Origin of the sequence: Burkholderia sp. CCA53, from assembly GCF_001685525.1 — a bacterium.
Taxonomy (GTDB): domain Bacteria; phylum Pseudomonadota; class Gammaproteobacteria; order Burkholderiales; family Burkholderiaceae; genus Burkholderia; species Burkholderia multivorans.
Genome location: NZ_BDDJ01000002.1, coordinates 1,041,970 through 1,057,252 on the forward strand (window position 1 = coordinate 1,041,970; position 15,283 = coordinate 1,057,252).

17 protein-coding genes are annotated in these 15,283 nt (G+C 65.5%); 10 read left to right on the forward strand and 7 right to left on the reverse strand.

Annotation, left to right across the window (positions count from 1 at the left end; translation table 11 throughout):
- The first annotated feature begins 38 nt into the window (after positions 1–38).
- Complete coding sequence (locus BCR55_RS21160; RefSeq protein WP_006397574.1) at positions 39–263, forward strand: hypothetical protein; 225 nt, start codon at positions 39–41, stop codon at positions 261–263.
- Positions 264–319: 56 nt separating this feature from the next.
- Here BCR55_RS21160 and BCR55_RS21165 read toward each other — a convergent pair whose 3' ends face one another.
- Positions 320–901 (reverse strand): undecaprenyl-diphosphatase, encoded by a 582-nt coding sequence (locus BCR55_RS21165; RefSeq protein WP_065495817.1) that lies wholly within the window; start codon positions 899–901, stop codon positions 320–322.
- A gap of 432 nt (positions 902–1,333) precedes the next feature.
- Between BCR55_RS21165 and BCR55_RS21170 the strand changes: the two genes are divergently transcribed.
- The 4 genes from BCR55_RS21170 to BCR55_RS21185 are packed head-to-tail and all read left to right on the forward strand — an operon-like array spanning position 1,334 to position 4,649.
- Positions 1,334–2,074 (forward strand): acetoacetate decarboxylase, encoded by a 741-nt coding sequence (locus tag BCR55_RS21170; RefSeq protein WP_006404627.1) that lies wholly within the window; start codon positions 1,334–1,336, stop codon positions 2,072–2,074.
- 50 nt (positions 2,075–2,124) lie between these two features.
- Positions 2,125–2,910, forward strand: coding sequence for a 3-hydroxybutyrate dehydrogenase (locus BCR55_RS21175; RefSeq protein WP_065495819.1), 786 nt, complete (start codon positions 2,125–2,127; stop codon positions 2,908–2,910).
- Entirely contained in the window at positions 2,907–4,124 is a 1,218-nt protein-coding gene (locus tag BCR55_RS21180) for a patatin-like phospholipase family protein (protein ID WP_039222782.1), read from the forward strand. Before BCR55_RS21175 ends, BCR55_RS21180 begins: the two co-directional genes overlap by 4 nt.
- Before the next feature lie 60 nt (positions 4,125–4,184).
- Positions 4,185–4,649, forward strand: coding sequence for a hypothetical protein (locus tag BCR55_RS21185; protein WP_006404630.1), 465 nt, complete (start codon positions 4,185–4,187; stop codon positions 4,647–4,649).
- Positions 4,650–4,722: 73 nt separating this feature from the next.
- Here BCR55_RS21185 and BCR55_RS31345 read toward each other — a convergent pair whose 3' ends face one another.
- Positions 4,723–5,112: a LysR family transcriptional regulator gene (locus BCR55_RS31345; protein WP_083211862.1), complete on the reverse strand. Its 390-nt coding sequence runs from the start codon at positions 5,110–5,112 to the stop codon at positions 4,723–4,725.
- 227 nt (positions 5,113–5,339) lie between these two features.
- Here BCR55_RS31345 and BCR55_RS21190 point away from each other — a divergent pair, with 227 nt between their 5' ends.
- Positions 5,340–5,774 carry a hypothetical protein gene (locus BCR55_RS21190; protein WP_065495825.1) on the forward strand — a complete coding sequence of 145 codons (435 nt, stop codon included), beginning with the start codon at positions 5,340–5,342 and terminating at the stop codon, positions 5,772–5,774.
- A 314-nt stretch (positions 5,775–6,088) separates the two neighbouring features.
- On the opposite strand, the gene BCR55_RS21195 is transcribed toward BCR55_RS21190, so the two are convergent.
- Positions 6,089–7,012: a LysR substrate-binding domain-containing protein gene (locus BCR55_RS21195; protein ID WP_035488061.1), complete on the reverse strand. Its 924-nt coding sequence runs from the start codon at positions 7,010–7,012 to the stop codon at positions 6,089–6,091.
- Between the two features lie 121 nt (positions 7,013–7,133).
- On the opposite strand from BCR55_RS21195, the gene BCR55_RS21200 reads away from it, so the two are divergent.
- On the forward strand, positions 7,134–8,219 hold the full coding sequence (locus BCR55_RS21200; protein WP_065496712.1) for a tartrate dehydrogenase: 1,086 nt from the start codon (positions 7,134–7,136) through the stop codon (positions 8,217–8,219).
- 542 nt (positions 8,220–8,761) lie between these two features.
- Here BCR55_RS21200 and BCR55_RS21205 read toward each other — a convergent pair.
- The 4 genes from BCR55_RS21205 to BCR55_RS21220 all read right to left on the reverse strand — a co-directional run bounded on the left by BCR55_RS21205 (position 8,762) and on the right by BCR55_RS21220 (position 12,859).
- The gene (locus tag BCR55_RS21205) at positions 8,762–9,241 is read right to left on the reverse strand and encodes a nuclear transport factor 2 family protein (RefSeq protein ID WP_006397563.1); all 480 of its coding nucleotides are present in this window, start codon (positions 9,239–9,241) and stop codon (positions 8,762–8,764) included.
- A 53-nt stretch (positions 9,242–9,294) separates the two neighbouring features.
- Positions 9,295–9,921, reverse strand: coding sequence for a TetR/AcrR family transcriptional regulator (locus BCR55_RS21210; RefSeq protein ID WP_065495826.1), 627 nt, complete (start codon positions 9,919–9,921; stop codon positions 9,295–9,297).
- Between the two features lie 696 nt (positions 9,922–10,617).
- Positions 10,618–11,646, reverse strand: a complete 1,029-nt coding sequence (gene tdh, locus BCR55_RS21215) for an L-threonine 3-dehydrogenase (RefSeq protein ID WP_006404640.1) — start codon at positions 11,644–11,646, stop codon at positions 10,618–10,620.
- A gap of 13 nt (positions 11,647–11,659) precedes the next feature.
- Positions 11,660–12,859: a glycine C-acetyltransferase gene (locus BCR55_RS21220; RefSeq protein ID WP_065495828.1), complete on the reverse strand. Its 1,200-nt coding sequence runs from the start codon at positions 12,857–12,859 to the stop codon at positions 11,660–11,662.
- Positions 12,860–13,026: 167 nt separating this feature from the next.
- Between BCR55_RS21220 and BCR55_RS21225 the strand changes: the two genes are divergently transcribed.
- The 3 genes from BCR55_RS21225 (at position 13,027) to BCR55_RS21235 (ending at position 15,248) form a co-directional block, all read left to right on the forward strand.
- Positions 13,027–13,638, forward strand: a complete 612-nt coding sequence (locus BCR55_RS21225) for a helix-turn-helix domain-containing protein (RefSeq protein WP_006404642.1) — start codon at positions 13,027–13,029, stop codon at positions 13,636–13,638.
- A gap of 125 nt (positions 13,639–13,763) precedes the next feature.
- Positions 13,764–14,150 carry a DUF2471 family protein gene (locus BCR55_RS21230; RefSeq protein ID WP_006411918.1) on the forward strand — a complete coding sequence of 129 codons (387 nt, stop codon included), beginning with the start codon at positions 13,764–13,766 and terminating at the stop codon, positions 14,148–14,150.
- Positions 14,151–14,234: 84 nt separating this feature from the next.
- A complete protein-coding gene (locus BCR55_RS21235) occupies positions 14,235–15,248 on the forward strand; it encodes a tyrosine-type recombinase/integrase (RefSeq protein WP_059940074.1) in 1,014 nt (337 codons plus the stop codon).
- Positions 15,249–15,283 lie beyond the last annotated feature (35 nt).

Sequence of the window (15,283 nt, forward strand, 5' to 3'; positions counted from 1 at the left end):
GGAGACAGCGGCCGCCGCGTGCCCAGGAGCGCCCGATCATGACAAAAGAAAATCACGCTGCGCCTTTCGTTCGTCACCTGAAGATCGTCGGTTATTGCGGCCTTGCCGCGGTCGTCCTCGCGCTGTTCGTCGCGATGTGCGCGATCCTGAAGGAAAGCGCGCTCGAACGCGATGCGGTCGCGCAGCAGTCGACGGACACCACCGAACTGCACGGCACGACCGGGCCTTCCGCGACGGCCGAAGCGGCGAAGACGCCCGGCTGATTGCGTCGCGTCGCCGCGTGTGCGGCGCCTGCGTACCTCCGCGCTACCGCATTCGATTACGGCGCAGGCTGTCGACCCATGATCACGGCATGCACGGCGTCGCCGATGCGGTCGAGCGCATCGACCGCCCGCCTCGCATACAGATGCGCGGCCAGCGCGCCCGCCGTGCCGACCAGCACGCCGCCGGCCATGTCGAACGGCCAGTGCACGCCGGCGTAGATGCGCCCCCACGCAATCGCGAGCGCCAGCGCCGCCATCACCCAGCCCGTCACGCGCGTCGTGCCGCCGAGCAGCATGCCGACCGCGACGCTCCATGCGAACGTCATGTGATCGCTCGGAAACGAGCTGTCGGGCGCGTGCGGAATGAGCTGCGTGCCGACGCCGGCCATGAACGGCCGCGGCGAGAACCACAGATGGCCGATCGCCTGCGCCAGCACGAGCGCGACGCACGCGCCGACGCCGGCCTCGATCGCCTGCCGGCGCGTCGTACGCTCGCCGAAGAGCCAGGTCAGCAGCAGCATCGCGGGCAATGCATAGACGACCCAGTCTGCGGCGAAGATCGCCAGGCGGGCGACACCCGCGTGCGGCGTCAGGCCGGCGTTGAGAGCGGAAAACAGCGTCAGATTGATGTTATGCATGAATCGGTTCTGGGACGGAAAGACTCGGCCGGATCGCCCGGCCGTCCGCGATGTTGCGACGGGCCGGCTTAAGCGATGCTTAATGCGGGCGCCGTACGGGACGCGTGCGTCCGCTGCGGCGAACGCACTTAGAACCCGCACTGCAACACAAGTTCACGCAACTGTCACATTCCGCGCGGTTGGCTCCCGAAAATCCTCCCCTCGTATCCCGAAAAACCTCACCTTGTTTCACATTTGCACGCGGCCGATGGTGCGATCATCGGCCGGCCGCGCGGCGATTCGCGCCGTCTCGACCATTCGCCTCAACATTTGCGCAGTCAATTCTTCAGAATGCGCAACAATTATTTCCGATTGCGGCATCGCACAACGGCGGCACACAGGCATAGGATTACGAGCAGTCTTCGACGAAGCGATCAACAACAAGGAGTCCGCATGAAAATCAGCGATGTCCGATCGAAAGCGTTTGCGATGCCATTGACGAGCCCCGCGTTCCCGATGGGCCCTTATCGTTTCGTCGATCGCGAATTCCTCATCATCACCTACCGCACGGATCCGGACCGTCTGCGTGAAATCGTGCCGGAGCCGCTGAAGGTCACCGAGCCGCTCGTCCATTACGAATTCATCCGCATGGCGGACTCCACCGGCTTCGGCGACTACACCGAAAGCGGCCAGGTGATTCCGGTCGAATACAACGGCCAGCCGGGCGGCTACACGCTGGCGATGTATCTGGACGATCACCCGCCGATCGCCGGCGGCCGCGAGCTGTGGGGCTTTCCGAAGAAGCTCGCGTCGCCGACGCTGCACGTGAACACCGATCACATCCTCGGTACGCTCGACTACGGCAAGGTGCGCGTCGCGACCGGCACGATGGGCTACAAGCACAAGGAACTCGACATCGTCGAACAGGCGAAGCGTCTCGCCGGGCCGAATTTCCTGCTGAAGATCATTCCGCACGTCGACGGCACCGCGCGCGTCTGCGAACTCGTGCGCTACTACATGCAGGACATCGTGATGAAGGGCGCATGGACCGGCCCCGCATCGCTCGAACTGTCGCCGCATGCGCTCGCGCCGGTCGCCGATCTGCCGGTGCTCGAGATCGTCGAGGCGCGCCACCTCGTCGCCGATTTGACGCTCGGTCTCGGCGAAGTCGTCTACGATTACCTGGCTCAGTAACCTCCGCAGTCGTTACTTCCTGTCAATCCTTTCACTACCGGAATTCGAACATGAGCAACCTGAATGGCAAGACCGCAGTCATCACGGGCGCCGCGAGCGGCATCGGCAAGGAAATCGCGCTGGAGCTGGCGAAGGCGGGTGCGGCCGTCGCGATCGCCGATCTGAACCTGGACGGTGCGAACGCGGTCGCCGACGAGATCAACAAGGCCGGCGGCAAGGCGATCGGCGTCGCGATGGACGTGACCAACGAGGAAGCGGTCAACACCGGCATCGACAAGGTCGCGGAGACGTTCGGCTCGGTCGACATTCTCGTGTCGAATGCCGGCATCCAGATCGTGAACCCGATCGAAAACTATTCGTTCGCCGACTGGAAGAAGATGCAGGCGATCCACGTAGACGGCGCGTTCCTGACGACCAAGGCCGCGCTCAAGCACATGTACAAGGACGATCGCGGCGGCGTCGTGATCTACATGGGCTCGGTGCACTCGCACGAGGCGTCGCCGCTGAAGTCGGCGTACGTGACGGCCAAGCACGGGCTGCTCGGTCTCGCACGCGTGCTCGCGAAGGAAGGCGCGAAGCACAACGTGCGCTCGCATGTCGTGTGTCCGGGTTTCGTGCGCACGCCGCTCGTCGACAAGCAGATCCCCGAGCAGGCCAAGGAGCTCGGCATCAGCGAAGAGGAAGTCGTGAAGAAGGTGATGCTCGGCAATACGGTCGACGGCGTGTTCACGACCGTGCAGGACGTCGCGCAGACGGTGCTGTTCCTGTCGGCGTTCCCGAGCGCGGCGCTGACCGGTCAATCGTTCGTCGTCAGCCACGGCTGGTTCATGCAATGAAGCCGCACGCCCGCACCGAAAAGCAGGCGGTCGACGCGGCCGAACTGCAGCACGAAGCCGGCGCGCCGGCTGCCGCGCGCTCGCTGCCGTACGAGACGATCGCGCTCGTGCTGCAAGGCGGCGGCGCGCTCGGCGCGTATCAGGCCGGCGTATTCGAAGGCCTGCACGAGGCCGGCATTCCGCTCGACTGGATCGCGGGCATCTCGATCGGTGCGCTGAACACCGCGCTGATCGCCGGCAACGCGCCCGAGCATCGCGTGGAGCGGCTGCGCGAATTCTGGGAAACGATCTGCCAGCCCGCGTTCTTTCCGGCGATTCCCGCCGCGTTCGAGTTCGCGCTGTTCAACAGCATCGACCAGATCCGCACGTTCTTCACCGCGACGCAGGCCGCGAGCGCGATGATGCAGGGACAGCAGGGCTTCTTCGTTCCGCGCTTTCCGCCGCCGCTGCCGGGCGTGTCCGATCATCCGCAGAAGATCAGCTGGTACGACACCTCGGCGCTGCGCGCGACGCTGCTGAAGCTCTGCGACTTCGACCGGATCAATTCGGGCGAGACGCGCGTGTCGGTCGGTGCGGTCAATGTCGGCACCGGCAACTTCGTCTACTTCGACAACTCGCGCATCCGTCTCCTGCCCGAGCACTTCATGGCGTCCGGCGCACTGCCGCCCGCGTTCCCGCCGGTCGAGATCGACGGCGAGTACTACTGGGACGGCGGCGTCGTCTCGAATACGCCGCTGATGGAAGTGCTGCGCGCGCGCCCGCGACGCGACACGCTCGCGTTCCAGGTCGACCTCTGGAGCGCGCGCGGGCCGCTGCCGCGCACGATGGCCGACGTCGCCGAGCGCACGAAGGACGTGCAGTACTCGAGCCGCACGCGTTTCGTGACCGATACGTTGCAGCGCGAACAGCGCTATCGCAACGTGCTGCGCCACGTGCTCGATCAAGTGCCCGAGGAACGGCGCAAGACCGATCCGTGGTGCATCGAGGCCGAGGCGATGTCGAACGGCAAGAAGTACAACATCCAGCATCTGATCTATCAGCAGAAGGCGTACGAGCATCATTACAAGGACTATCAGTTCGGTCTGTCGACGATGCGCGACCACTGGTCCGCAGGGCTAGACGACATCCGCAAGACGCTCGCGGTGAAGGACGGCCTCGCGCTGCCCACCAACGATGCGGGCTTCGTCACGCACGACATTCACCGTCGACGGTAATGCGTGCATGGCGGGCCGGCACGATCGGTGTGCCGGCCCGTTCTCCTTTCCGTTTTTGTCATGCCGATTTTCATTGCACTGTTCGCGCTCATTGCCGTCGGCTGGGGCGCGGTTCATACATTTCACGTGATCGCCGCGCAGTTCGGCCGGCCGATCGCGATCGCGGCGGCCGTGCTCGCCGCCGCGTTGCTGTTCGCGCTGGTCGCGTGGTGGATCAAACGGCGCCGCGACGTCGCGCCGAATACGAAGGAGCAAGGCTGGACGCACACGATGCATCGCGCGTGGGGCGAACTGCGCGTGTCCGCGACGCAGGGCCTGCTGTGGCTGTCGCACGACGGCGCGGACGGCCGCTATACGCTCTCGCAACTCGACGGCTGCGAAGCGGAACCGGTCGACGGCCGCTGGCATCTGGTCGTGCGCGTGCACGACGGCGCACGCAGCGAGTGGAAGCTGCCGATGATGGACAAGCGCGACGCGCAGCGCTGGGCGCGCGTGCTGACGCTCGCGAAAGACAACCGGCTTTGATGCGCGGGGTATGCGCGTGATATCGCGGCTGCGCTGCGCTGAATCGATGGTGAGCGGCACGTGGCCGTGCAGCTCACGTGCGGGCGAGGGTCGGCCGGTTCTCGACGCGCGGTTCGGACTTCCCGTAAAAGCTCACCTTTAGTGCGTGGTGTGGCAGCACGGCGCGTGGTGCGCCGAGTCGATAATCAGCCGCGCCTGCGTCTGCGTCTGCGAAAGAGAATCGACGCGCACGCGTGGCTTCGCCTGTACGGCCGACGTGTTCTGAACAGTCGTTCCCAATGGTGCCCAGCGGCACTGTATCGAGCAGCACGCGGCGCCGCGCAACTTTCACGATCACCGTTTCGTTGCTCAGCTTGAATCGCCGTATGCCGTCGAATCGATTCTCACGCTCCTTTGGTGCGAGACAGTCGCGCGATGCGAGACGACAGGATCGCGAATTACCGCTGTCGCGATTCGTCAGCACATCGGCAGGCTCGGCCGCCAGCCGTTGCCGATGCCGGCGTCCGTCGCGCGCGGAGCGCTGCGGCCGCCGACCGATGAACGGCCTTCGGCCAGCCGACCTCGCTCGCTCGAGACCTGATCCGTTACGCCCGACCCGCCGCATGCGGCATTACGGCAGCTCGCTCCCGGCAGCAATCGGCGCCATCATGCATGATGGCGATCGTGTCCACGCAGCCACGGAGTCATGTCATGCCGACGTTTCCGCATTTCCCCATTCGCTCGCTCACGATTGCCGCGTCGTTCGCGGCCGCCGTGGCGTGCAGTGCGCCCGCGTTTGCCCAGACGTCGAACGTGCCGACGAGCACGGTCGCCGCGACGCCTGACAACGCGATACTGCTGACCGTCTTTCTGAAGCACGACCAGTCGCGCCCGCTCGCCGAGCTGAACGCGCAGCTCGCGAAACAGGGCTTCTACAAAGCGTTTCCGCCTCCCGGCATCGACGTGGTCAGCTGGACCGTGACGATGGGCATCGGGCAGATCATCGTGTTGCGGCTGCCGGCGTCGCGGCTGCGCGAAGTGAATCGCGTGCTCGAGGATACGGCGTGGGGCGCATATCGCACCGAGTTCTACCCGACCTACGACTACAAGGCGATCGGTCTCGCGGAGCACGACCGCGCGAAATGATTCGGCGAGGCGGCCGCGGGTGCGTCAAGTGAAGAGGCAGGGAATCGAGAGTCGCAATGGCGGCGGCCGCTGTAAAGCGCCGGCTCAATGCGCGGCGTGGACTCCATGCCGGATACCGCGGCCTCACCGAAGCTCGCACGAGCGGGCCGCCGCTCGCTCGTGATCGGTCAAACCGGGCTGTCGACATTGATCTCTTGTATGACCGGCGTGAGCGGCACGCCCCCATGCCGCCCACGTTGCCGCGATGTTCGGCCGGTTTGCGACGCGCGATTCGGCCTCCCGTAAACGCTCACCTTTGGCCGCGTCGCGCGGCGTCAGGCCGCGCCGGCAACCGAGTCGGCGTTGAGTCCGGCCAGCGCCTGCGCGAGAAAATCGACGCACACGCGCACCTTCGCCGACGCGGCCACGCGTTCCGTATAGACCGCCCAGATGTTCGCCGGCTGCACAGCATCGGGCAGCACGCGGCACAGCGCGCCGCTGTCGATCAGCGGCCCGGCTTCCCAGATCGAGCGCAGCACGATGCCGCGTCCGGCCAGCGCCCATTGCACGGCCACTTCGCCGTGATTCGTCGACAACGCGCCGCCGACCTTCACGGTCACCGTATCGCCGCGCACGTTCAATCGCCATACGCCGAACGGATGATCGCGCTCCTTGATCGCGAGGCAGTCGTGCGACGCGAGATCCGCGAGCGTGCGCGGCATGCCGCGCCGCGCGAGATAGTCGGGCGACGCGCATAACACGCGGTAGTTCGCGGCGAGGCGGCGCGCGATCAGACGATCGGCGATCTCGTCGCCGATCCGCACGTCGAGGTCGTATCCCTCGGCCGCCACGTCGACGAGCCGGTCGAACAGATCGAGCCGCACGTTCAGCTGCGGATAGCGCGCGCTGAAGTCGAGCAGCGCGGGCGCGACGACGTGCCGGCCGAAACCGAAACTGCTCGAAATGCGCAGCGTGCCGCGCGGTACCGTGCGCGTCGTCGAGACGTCTTCGACGAGATGATCGACGTCGTCGAGGATCTTCTCGGCATGCGCGAACACGCGCTCGCCCGCTTCGGTCACCGTCACGCGACGCGTCGAACGATGCAGCAGGCGCGTGCCGAGCTGCGTCTCGAGCATCGCGATGCGCTTGCTCACGTATGCAGCCGACACCGCGAGCTGCTCGGCGGCCGCGCTGAAGCTGGCCAGTCGGACGACGAGGCTGAACACGCGCAGGTCTTCGAGGTTCGGCGATTTGTTCACGATCTGTGGAAAGTCGATTAACGTTTCGCACGATTCTAATCCAGATGGAAATAAATAGAATGACGAGACGTTGCCGCCACGCATGGTGCGGGCGGTCGTCCGATCGGCGAAGGAGCGTTGGATGAGCGACAGGATCTACAACATTGCCGTCATTCCCGGCGACGGCATCGGCCGTGAAGTGATGCCCGAAGGGTTGCGCGCGCTCGACGCGGTCAGCGCGCGGTTCGACATCCGCTTTCAATTCACGCATATCGACTGGGCCAGCTGCGACTACTACGCGCAGCACGGCAAGATGATGCCGGACGACTGGAAGGCGCAGTTGTCCGGCATGGACGCGATCCTGTTCGGCGCGGTCGGCTGGCCGGCCACGGTGCCCGACCACGTATCGCTGTGGGGCTCGCTGCTGAAATTCCGTCGCGAATTCGACCAGTACATCAATCTGCGGCCCGCGCGCCTGTTCGACGGCGTGCCGTCGCCGCTCGCCGGCCGTCGCGCGGGCGACATCGACTTCATGATCGTGCGCGAAAACACCGAAGGCGAATATTCGTCGGTCGGCGGCACGATGTTCGAAGGCACCGAGCGCGAAGTCGTGATGCAGCAGGCGATTTTCACGCGGCACGGCACCGAGCGCGTTTTGAAGTTCGCGTTCGAACTCGCGCAGCGGCGCGCGAAGCAGCTCACCGTCGCGACCAAGAGCAACGGCATCGCGATCAGCATGCCGTGGTGGGACGCGCGCGCGGCCGAGATGGCCGAACGCTATCCGGACGTCGCGTGGGACAAGCAGCACATCGACATTCTGTGCGCGCGCTTTGTGCTGCAGCCGGATCGCTTCGACGTCGTCGTCGCGTCGAACCTGTTCGGCGACATCCTGTCCGATCTCGGCCCTGCGTGCACGGGCACGATCGGCATCGCACCGTCGGGCAACCTGAACCCCGATCGCACGTTCCCGTCGCTGTTCGAGCCCGTGCACGGATCGGCGCCCGACATCGCGGGGCAGCTCATCGCAAACCCGATCGCGATGATCTGGTCGGCCGCGATGATGCTCGACTTCCTCGGCAACGGAGCAGGCCGCGAACGCGACGCGCACGATGCGATCGTCGCGGCGATCGAGGACGTGCTGCGCAACGGGCCGCGTACGCGCGATCTTGGCGGCCAGGCTGCCACGCAGGAAGTGGGCGAGGCGATCGCGGCGCAAATCGCGCGGTGATGCGGCGGCGGTGCGTGGCGCGGGGTTCTGGTTTTGCGGCGCTTGTCGGTTCGATCGGCGAGCGGGCGAGCGCGGTCATGCGAAGGTGGGCGTCGATGGTTGCCGTGGTGAAAGCGCGAACGCTTCGGTGCGGTGCGGTGCGGTGATGTATCGCACCGCTTACGGCACGCGGGGCCATTCGCGCCGAGTTATCGCATACGAAGTCCCATGCGATCGGTGAGATGCGATTCACATCGCGGCGCACCTTCGCTTTGCAGGCACGGTTCTTCGTCGAATCGCGATGACGAATGCGCGCGGTGAGAAGAAGAGGCTGCGTGTGCGCACCGGTCGATACCACGTCGATATCGTTGCTCGCAGTGGTATCGACGCTTCGCGCATCATGCGACCGTGCATCGTACCGTTCGAAGCATGCGCGTCGTGCGTCGCTCCACCTGCTCCCGAAAAATCTCACCGTCGACGCATCGGCTCCCGTAGTTCCTCACCGTCAGGCACGCGTACGCGAATTCCTGCAGCCCGAGGAGCCGATGCGCATGCGGCCGGCGTTACAGCCCGAGGTCCGACAGCCCCGGATGATCGTCCGGGCGTCGGCCGAGCGGCCAGCGGAACAGGCGATCCGCTTCGCGAATCGGCAAGTCGTTGATGCTCGCGTGACGGTGCGCCATCAGACCGTTCTCGTCGAACTCCCAGTTCTCGTTTCCATACGAGCGGAACCAGTTGCCGGCATCGTCGTGCCATTCGTACGCGAAGCGCACCGCGATCCGGTTGCCGCCGAATGCCCACAGCTCCTTGATGAGCCGATAGTCGAGTTCGCGCGTCCACTTGCGTTGCAGCAGGCCGACGATCGCTTCGCGACCGGTCACGAACTCGGCACGATTGCGCCAGCGGCTTTGCGGCGTATAGGCGAGCGAGACGCGCTGCGGATCGCGCGTGTTCCACGCATCTTCGGCGGCACGGACCTTTTGACGCGCGGTTTCGAGCGTAAACGGCGGGACGGGGGGACGGACTTCGACGGAATCGGACATCGGACGCTCCTGTTCAACGTGATGGCCGCGTCGCGCGCGGCCGGGTTTCGCCTTTACGATGTCGAAGACCGCAGCGCGGCATCGAGCAACAATTCCGCCGCGGCGCGCGCATCGCGGGCAGCGCCGGCGTCGCCGCTTACGAGCGCGACGCCGATCGCGCCGTCGATCAGCACGAGCCACTGACGCGCGAGCCGCGCCAGCATGCGCCGCTCGATGCCGGCGACGTCCGCATAGGCGTCGAGCCGCTCGCGCACGAATGCGAGCAAGCGCGCCTTGTGCTCGCGTGCGACGACGCGCACCGGATCGTCGGCATCGGCAATCTCGCCGGACGTGTTCAGAAACGCGCAGCCGTGGAAACCGGGCTGCGCAAACCAGTCGCGCAGAACGTCGAACATGCCGAGCAGCTGCGCACGTGGCGACTTGCCGCGCGCGAGCGTCGCGTCGACGAACCAGCGCATCCAGCGCGCGTCGCGGCGTTCGAGCGCCGCCACGACCAGCGCTTCCTTCGATTCGAAATGCGAATAAAAGCTCTTTCGTGCGGCGCCGGAGCGCTTCACGATCGCATCGACACCGGTTGCATGGATGCCGCCTGAATAGATCAGCGCCTCGGCTGCGTCGAGCAGACGCTCGCGCACGCCGGAGTCGGCGGGTTCGGCGGACGGATCGATCTGTGTGTTCATTGCGCCAAGGTAGAACGATCGTTCTCCGTCGTCAAGCGGTTTGCGATGAGACCTTGGCGGCGAGAGGGGAAAGTCGGGCGGGGTGGGACGCGAGCGCGCGGGTAAGGGATACGTGTGGATGACGTTCGGTGAGCTGGGGTGACGTCGATTCGTTCACGCTGTTGCGTGGGCAGCAAGTGTGCATGTGTACGCCGCAGTCGGTGAGCGAAAGGGAAACGCGGTGCGGATGACGCTCGGTGAGCCGGAGCAGCGTCGATCGATTCACGCTGCTGTGTGCCCGGCCAGTGTGCAACTGTACGCGGCAGCCGGAGAACCAAAGGGAAAAGTGCGACGCGGCATCGGCGGCGATTCGCGTCATACGAATCACCGTCACGGAGCGCACTGGAAGAGCTGAAGGTGAAACCGCATGGCGATGGTCGATCACCGACGATGTCGCACGATCGGAATCGCGAGTTTCGGCGTTTCTCCGTGGCGAATACGACGGCGAGTGACAGTACGTCGATGCCCGCAATCTACGGCGCGAGGTAGCGGCTTCAACGTGTCGAAGCTACCGACCGGCCGAAGATCCAACGCGCACACCGGACTCCCGAATCTTCTCACCTTAAGCGCGAAATCGAGCGCGGGCCGACCTATCCGAACGGCGATGGATGCGAGCGACACGGAGCGATGCGCATATCGCTCCGTGTCGTCGGACGATCACGCGGTCCAGTCCAGAATCACCTTGCCGCTTTCACCGGACAGCATCGCGGCGAAGCCTTTCTCGTAATCGTCGGCGGCGAAGCGATGCGTGATGATCGGCGACAAATCGAGGCCGCTTTGCAGCATTGCGACCATCTTGTACCAGGTCTCGAACATCTCGCGGCCATAGATGCCCTTGATCTCGAGCCCCTTGAAGATCACCTGGTTCCAGTCGATCGCCGTCTGCGCGGGCGGAATGCCGAGCAGCGCGACCTTCCCGCCGTGGTTCATCGCCTCGAGCAGACTCGTGAAGGCACTCGGCACGCCCGACATCTCGAGGCCGACGTCGAAGCCTTCGGTCATCCGCAGATCGGCCATCACGTCGCGCAGCGACTCGCGTGCGACGTTGACGGCGCGCGTCGCGCCCATCTTGCGCGCGAGTTCGAGGCGATAGTCGTTGATATCGGTGATCACGACGTTGCGCGCGCCCACATGCTTGGCGATCGCGACGGCCATGATTCCGATCGGCCCCGCGCCGGTAATCAGCACATCCTCGCCGACGAGATTGAACGACAGCGCGGTATGCGTCGCGTTGCCGAACGGATCGAAGATCGATGCGAGATCGTCGGAGATCTCGGGCGGAATCTTGAACGCATTGAACGCCGGAATCGCCAGATACTCGGCGAACGCGCCTTCGCGGTTCACGCCGACGCCGACCGTATTGCGGCACAGGTGACGGCGGCCGGCGCGGCAGTTGCGACAGAAACCGCAGGTGATGTGGCCTTCGCCGGACACGCGATCGCCGATCGCGAAGCCGCGCACCTCCTGACCCATTTCAACGATCTCGCCGACATATTCGTGGCCGACATGCATCGGCACCGGAATCGTCTTCTGCGCCCAGTCGTCCCACTTCCAGATATGGATATCGGTGCCGCAGATCGCGGTGCGCCGGATCTTGATCAGCACGTCGTTGTGACCGACTTCCGGGCGCTTCACGCGCGTGAGCGTGAGGCCGGGCGCACGTTCGAGCTTTGCCAGTGCTTTCATCGCCGCGCCTCCGTCAGACGATGCCGAGCGACTTGCCGACGCGCACGAACGCGGCGACGGCCTGGTCGATCTGGTCCGGCGTGTGTGCGGCGCTCATCTGCGTGCGGATACGCGCGCGGCCGCGCGGCACCACGGGGAACGAAAAGCCGATCACGTAGACGCCTTCGGCGAGCAGCTTGTCGGCCATGTTCGACGCAAGCTGCGCATCGCCGAGCATGACCGGGATGATCGGATGCGCACCCGGCACGAGCGTGAAGCCGGCCTCGGTCATTTGCTCGCGGAAGCGCACACCGTTCTCGCGGACGCGTTCGCGCAGTTGCGCGCCTTCGTCGCTGCCGAGCAGTTCGAGCACTTTCAGCGATGCAGCGGCAATGCTCGGCGTCAGCGTATTCGAGAACAAGTACGGACGCGAGCGCTGGCGCAGCAGATCGACGATCTCGCGGCGTGCCGCGACGTAGCCGCCCGATGCACCGCCGAGCGCCTTGCCGAGCGTACCGGTGATGATGTCGACGCGCCCTTCGACGCCGCAATGCTCGGGCGTGCCGCGGCCGTGCGCGCCGATGAAGCCGACCGCATGCGAATCGTCGACCATCACGAGTGCGCCGTAGCGATCGGCGAGATCGCAGATGCCTTTCAGATCGGCGATGATGCCGTCCATCGAGAATACGCCGTCGGTCGCGATCAGCTTGTGGCGCGCGCCGGCCGCATCGGCTTCCTTCAGCTTCGCCTCGAGATCGGCCAGATCGTTGTTCCGGTAGCGGTAGCGCTTCGCCTTGCACAAACGGATGCCGTCGATGATGCTCGCGTGGTTGAGCTCGTCGCTGATCACCGCGTCGTTCTCGTCGAGCAGCGTCTCGAACAGCCCGCCGTTCGCGTCGAAGCAGCTCGAATAGAGAATGCTGTCCTCGGTGCCGAGAAACGCGGCGAGCGCACTTTCGAGCTGCTTGTGCACGGTTTGCGTACCGCAGATGAAGCGCACCGACGCCATGCCGAACCCGTCCTGGTCGAGCCCCGCCTTCGCCGCCGCGATCAGCCGCGGATCGTTCGCGAGACCGAGATAGTTGTTCGCGCAGAAATTCAGCACGCCGGCGCCGCCGGCGAGCCGCACGGCAGCGGCTTGAGGACTCGCGATCTCGCGCTCGGTCTTGTAAAAGCCGTCCGCGCGGATCTGGTCGAGTGTCCCGCGCACCTGGGCGAGAAAGGCATCACGCATCACAAAGCTCCTGACAGGGTTCGCAGCATGCAGCGCGCGCGAAACGGCTCGTGGCCGCCGCGCAACAGCCTGCTACTGTTATAGTCGGTCGTTCGGTTGACCGCATTTATCCGATATTTCGAACTCGAATTCGAAATACCGAACAACTCTAAGCGAACGGAATCCAAATGGCAAGTTCATCCGGATCGCGGCGCACGGCTGCCGGCGCCGCCCCGCAGCCGCCGGCCGCGACGCCGCCGCGCGTCGGCGAACAGATCCAGCGGCTGCGCAACGAACGCAAGCTCACGCTCGACGATCTGTCCCGGGCGGCCGGTGTCTCGAAATCGATGCTCTCCGAGATCGAGCGCGACAAGGCGAACCCGACGATCGCGGTCGCATGGCGGCTGACGAACGCGCTCGGCATCACCCTCGACGAGCTGTTCTCGCAGCCGAAAGCGCCCGAAACGATTCGCGTGGACGGACCGCACGACATCCCGACGCTCGCCGGCCATGACGGTCAATACCAGCTGCGCGTGTGGGGGCCGATCGATCTTGCCGGCAAATTCGAGTGGTACGAACTCACGCTGCCGGGCGGCGGCGCGCTCGTGTCGAATGCGCACGAACCCGGCACGCGCGAACACCTCACCGTGCTGCAAGGGACGATGGAGATCGAGGCCGGCGCCGCGAGCCGGCGCCTGAAGGCCGGCGACACCGGCCGCTATGCCGCCGACACGCCCCACGCGATTCGCAATCCGGGCAAGGCCGAAGCCCGGGCACTGCTGATCGTGATCCATCGCTGACGGCGCCGATAGTCGTCCGAGCGGCCAGTTGCGGAAATAACTGTATATTTGTACAGTATACGGACATTCCGCCATGCACTGGCCGAGCGGCGCCGCACGCCGCGCCGGCCCGACAGGAGCCTGCGATGACAGAAGAACAAGACCTGGCCGCGCTCAGCTTCAAGGCTGCCGCGCACGATCTCGAGCACATCGTCCGCCATATCGCGGCGCGCTATATCCGCCAGCGCGTGCCGCTCACGTGGCGCCTGCTGCACGCCATCGAAGCCGAAGCGCTCGCCGATCTCGGCTTTGCGAGCCGCCACGACGCCGGCATGCGGCAGCTGTTCGAACGGCCGGCCGACATGACGTTTCCCCAAACCGACGATCCGATCGATTTCGGTCGGTCGAACGCGCTGCCCGCCGTCTTCTCGTTCGCGGTGCTCGCCTACGAGGCCGCCGCGCGCGCCGAGTCGGAGGCCGGCACGCGGCACGAACGCACCCCGAGCGCGCGTCAGCAGGCATGGGGCGATTGACGGCGCGCGCGACGCGCTCTGACGCGCCGCTACCCGAAATGTTGCGAACGCCCTACCATATACGCAACTAACGGAATAAATCACATGTCCCTTCCCACCCCGGCCGCGCCACCGGCGCGCGCAGAAGAAAAGGATCTGTTCGACCGCGGCGCATCCGACTGGATCGTTTCGCCCGAAGCCGCGTTCGACGCATGGCTGGCAATGCAGGACTACCGCCGCTCGTCGGCCGACGTCTATCGCGCGCAATGGGGCGCATTTCTCGCGTGGCTGCGCGCACGTCAGAAAAATCTCGCGACCGTCGATACCGCGTCGATCGCCGAGTTCGTCGGCGAACTGCCGATTCGCAAAACGCAGCGGCTGCGTTATCTGCGGCTCATCGAGCGTGTACTCGACCATATTCGCCGCACCGAATTCGCGTCGACGAATCCGGCGCGCTTCATCGCTCAGGATGGCGAAGCGGACTGGCGCAAGGCACGCGACAACGAGCCGACCAGCTTTCTGACGCCGGCCGAGCGCGCGGCGCTGCTCGCCTATCTGTTTTCGCCGATCGGTGTGTCGGGTGCAGCCTATTGGAAAGAGCGCCGCGACCGTGCGCTAGTCGCCGCCTTTCTCGGCGCCGGCATCAAGACGGGCGAAGCACGCGTGCTCACGATTAGTTGCGTCGATACGAGCGGCACGTCGCTGCGGATTCCATCCACGCATCCGGACTTCGCACGCGACGCGCATCTCGCCTCGTTCGCGATTGCGTTATTCGATGCCTGGCTCGCGGAGCGCAGCCGGCAGCAGATTCCGGGCGATCTCGTGTTCCCGGCGTCGCACACCGGGCGACCCATGCACAAGGCGACGATGCTGCGCGCGATCGATGCGATCGTCGAATCGGCCGGGCTGACGTCGTCGCGCACGGCGCGCACAAGCCCGCAGACCTTGCGCAACACCTATGCTGCCGAGCTGTTCGAGCATGACGTGCCGCCGGAGCGGGTCGGCAAGTGGCTGGGGTTCGTGCAGCCGATTTCGGCGAACCGTCTGCACCGCGCGTGGAAAACCTGGCGAGCGGAGTTGGTCGAAGGTGACGCTGTCGACAGCGGCGAAACTCACTGATTCGCAGGCGGCCGCTCACGGAAGCGAACCGTGAG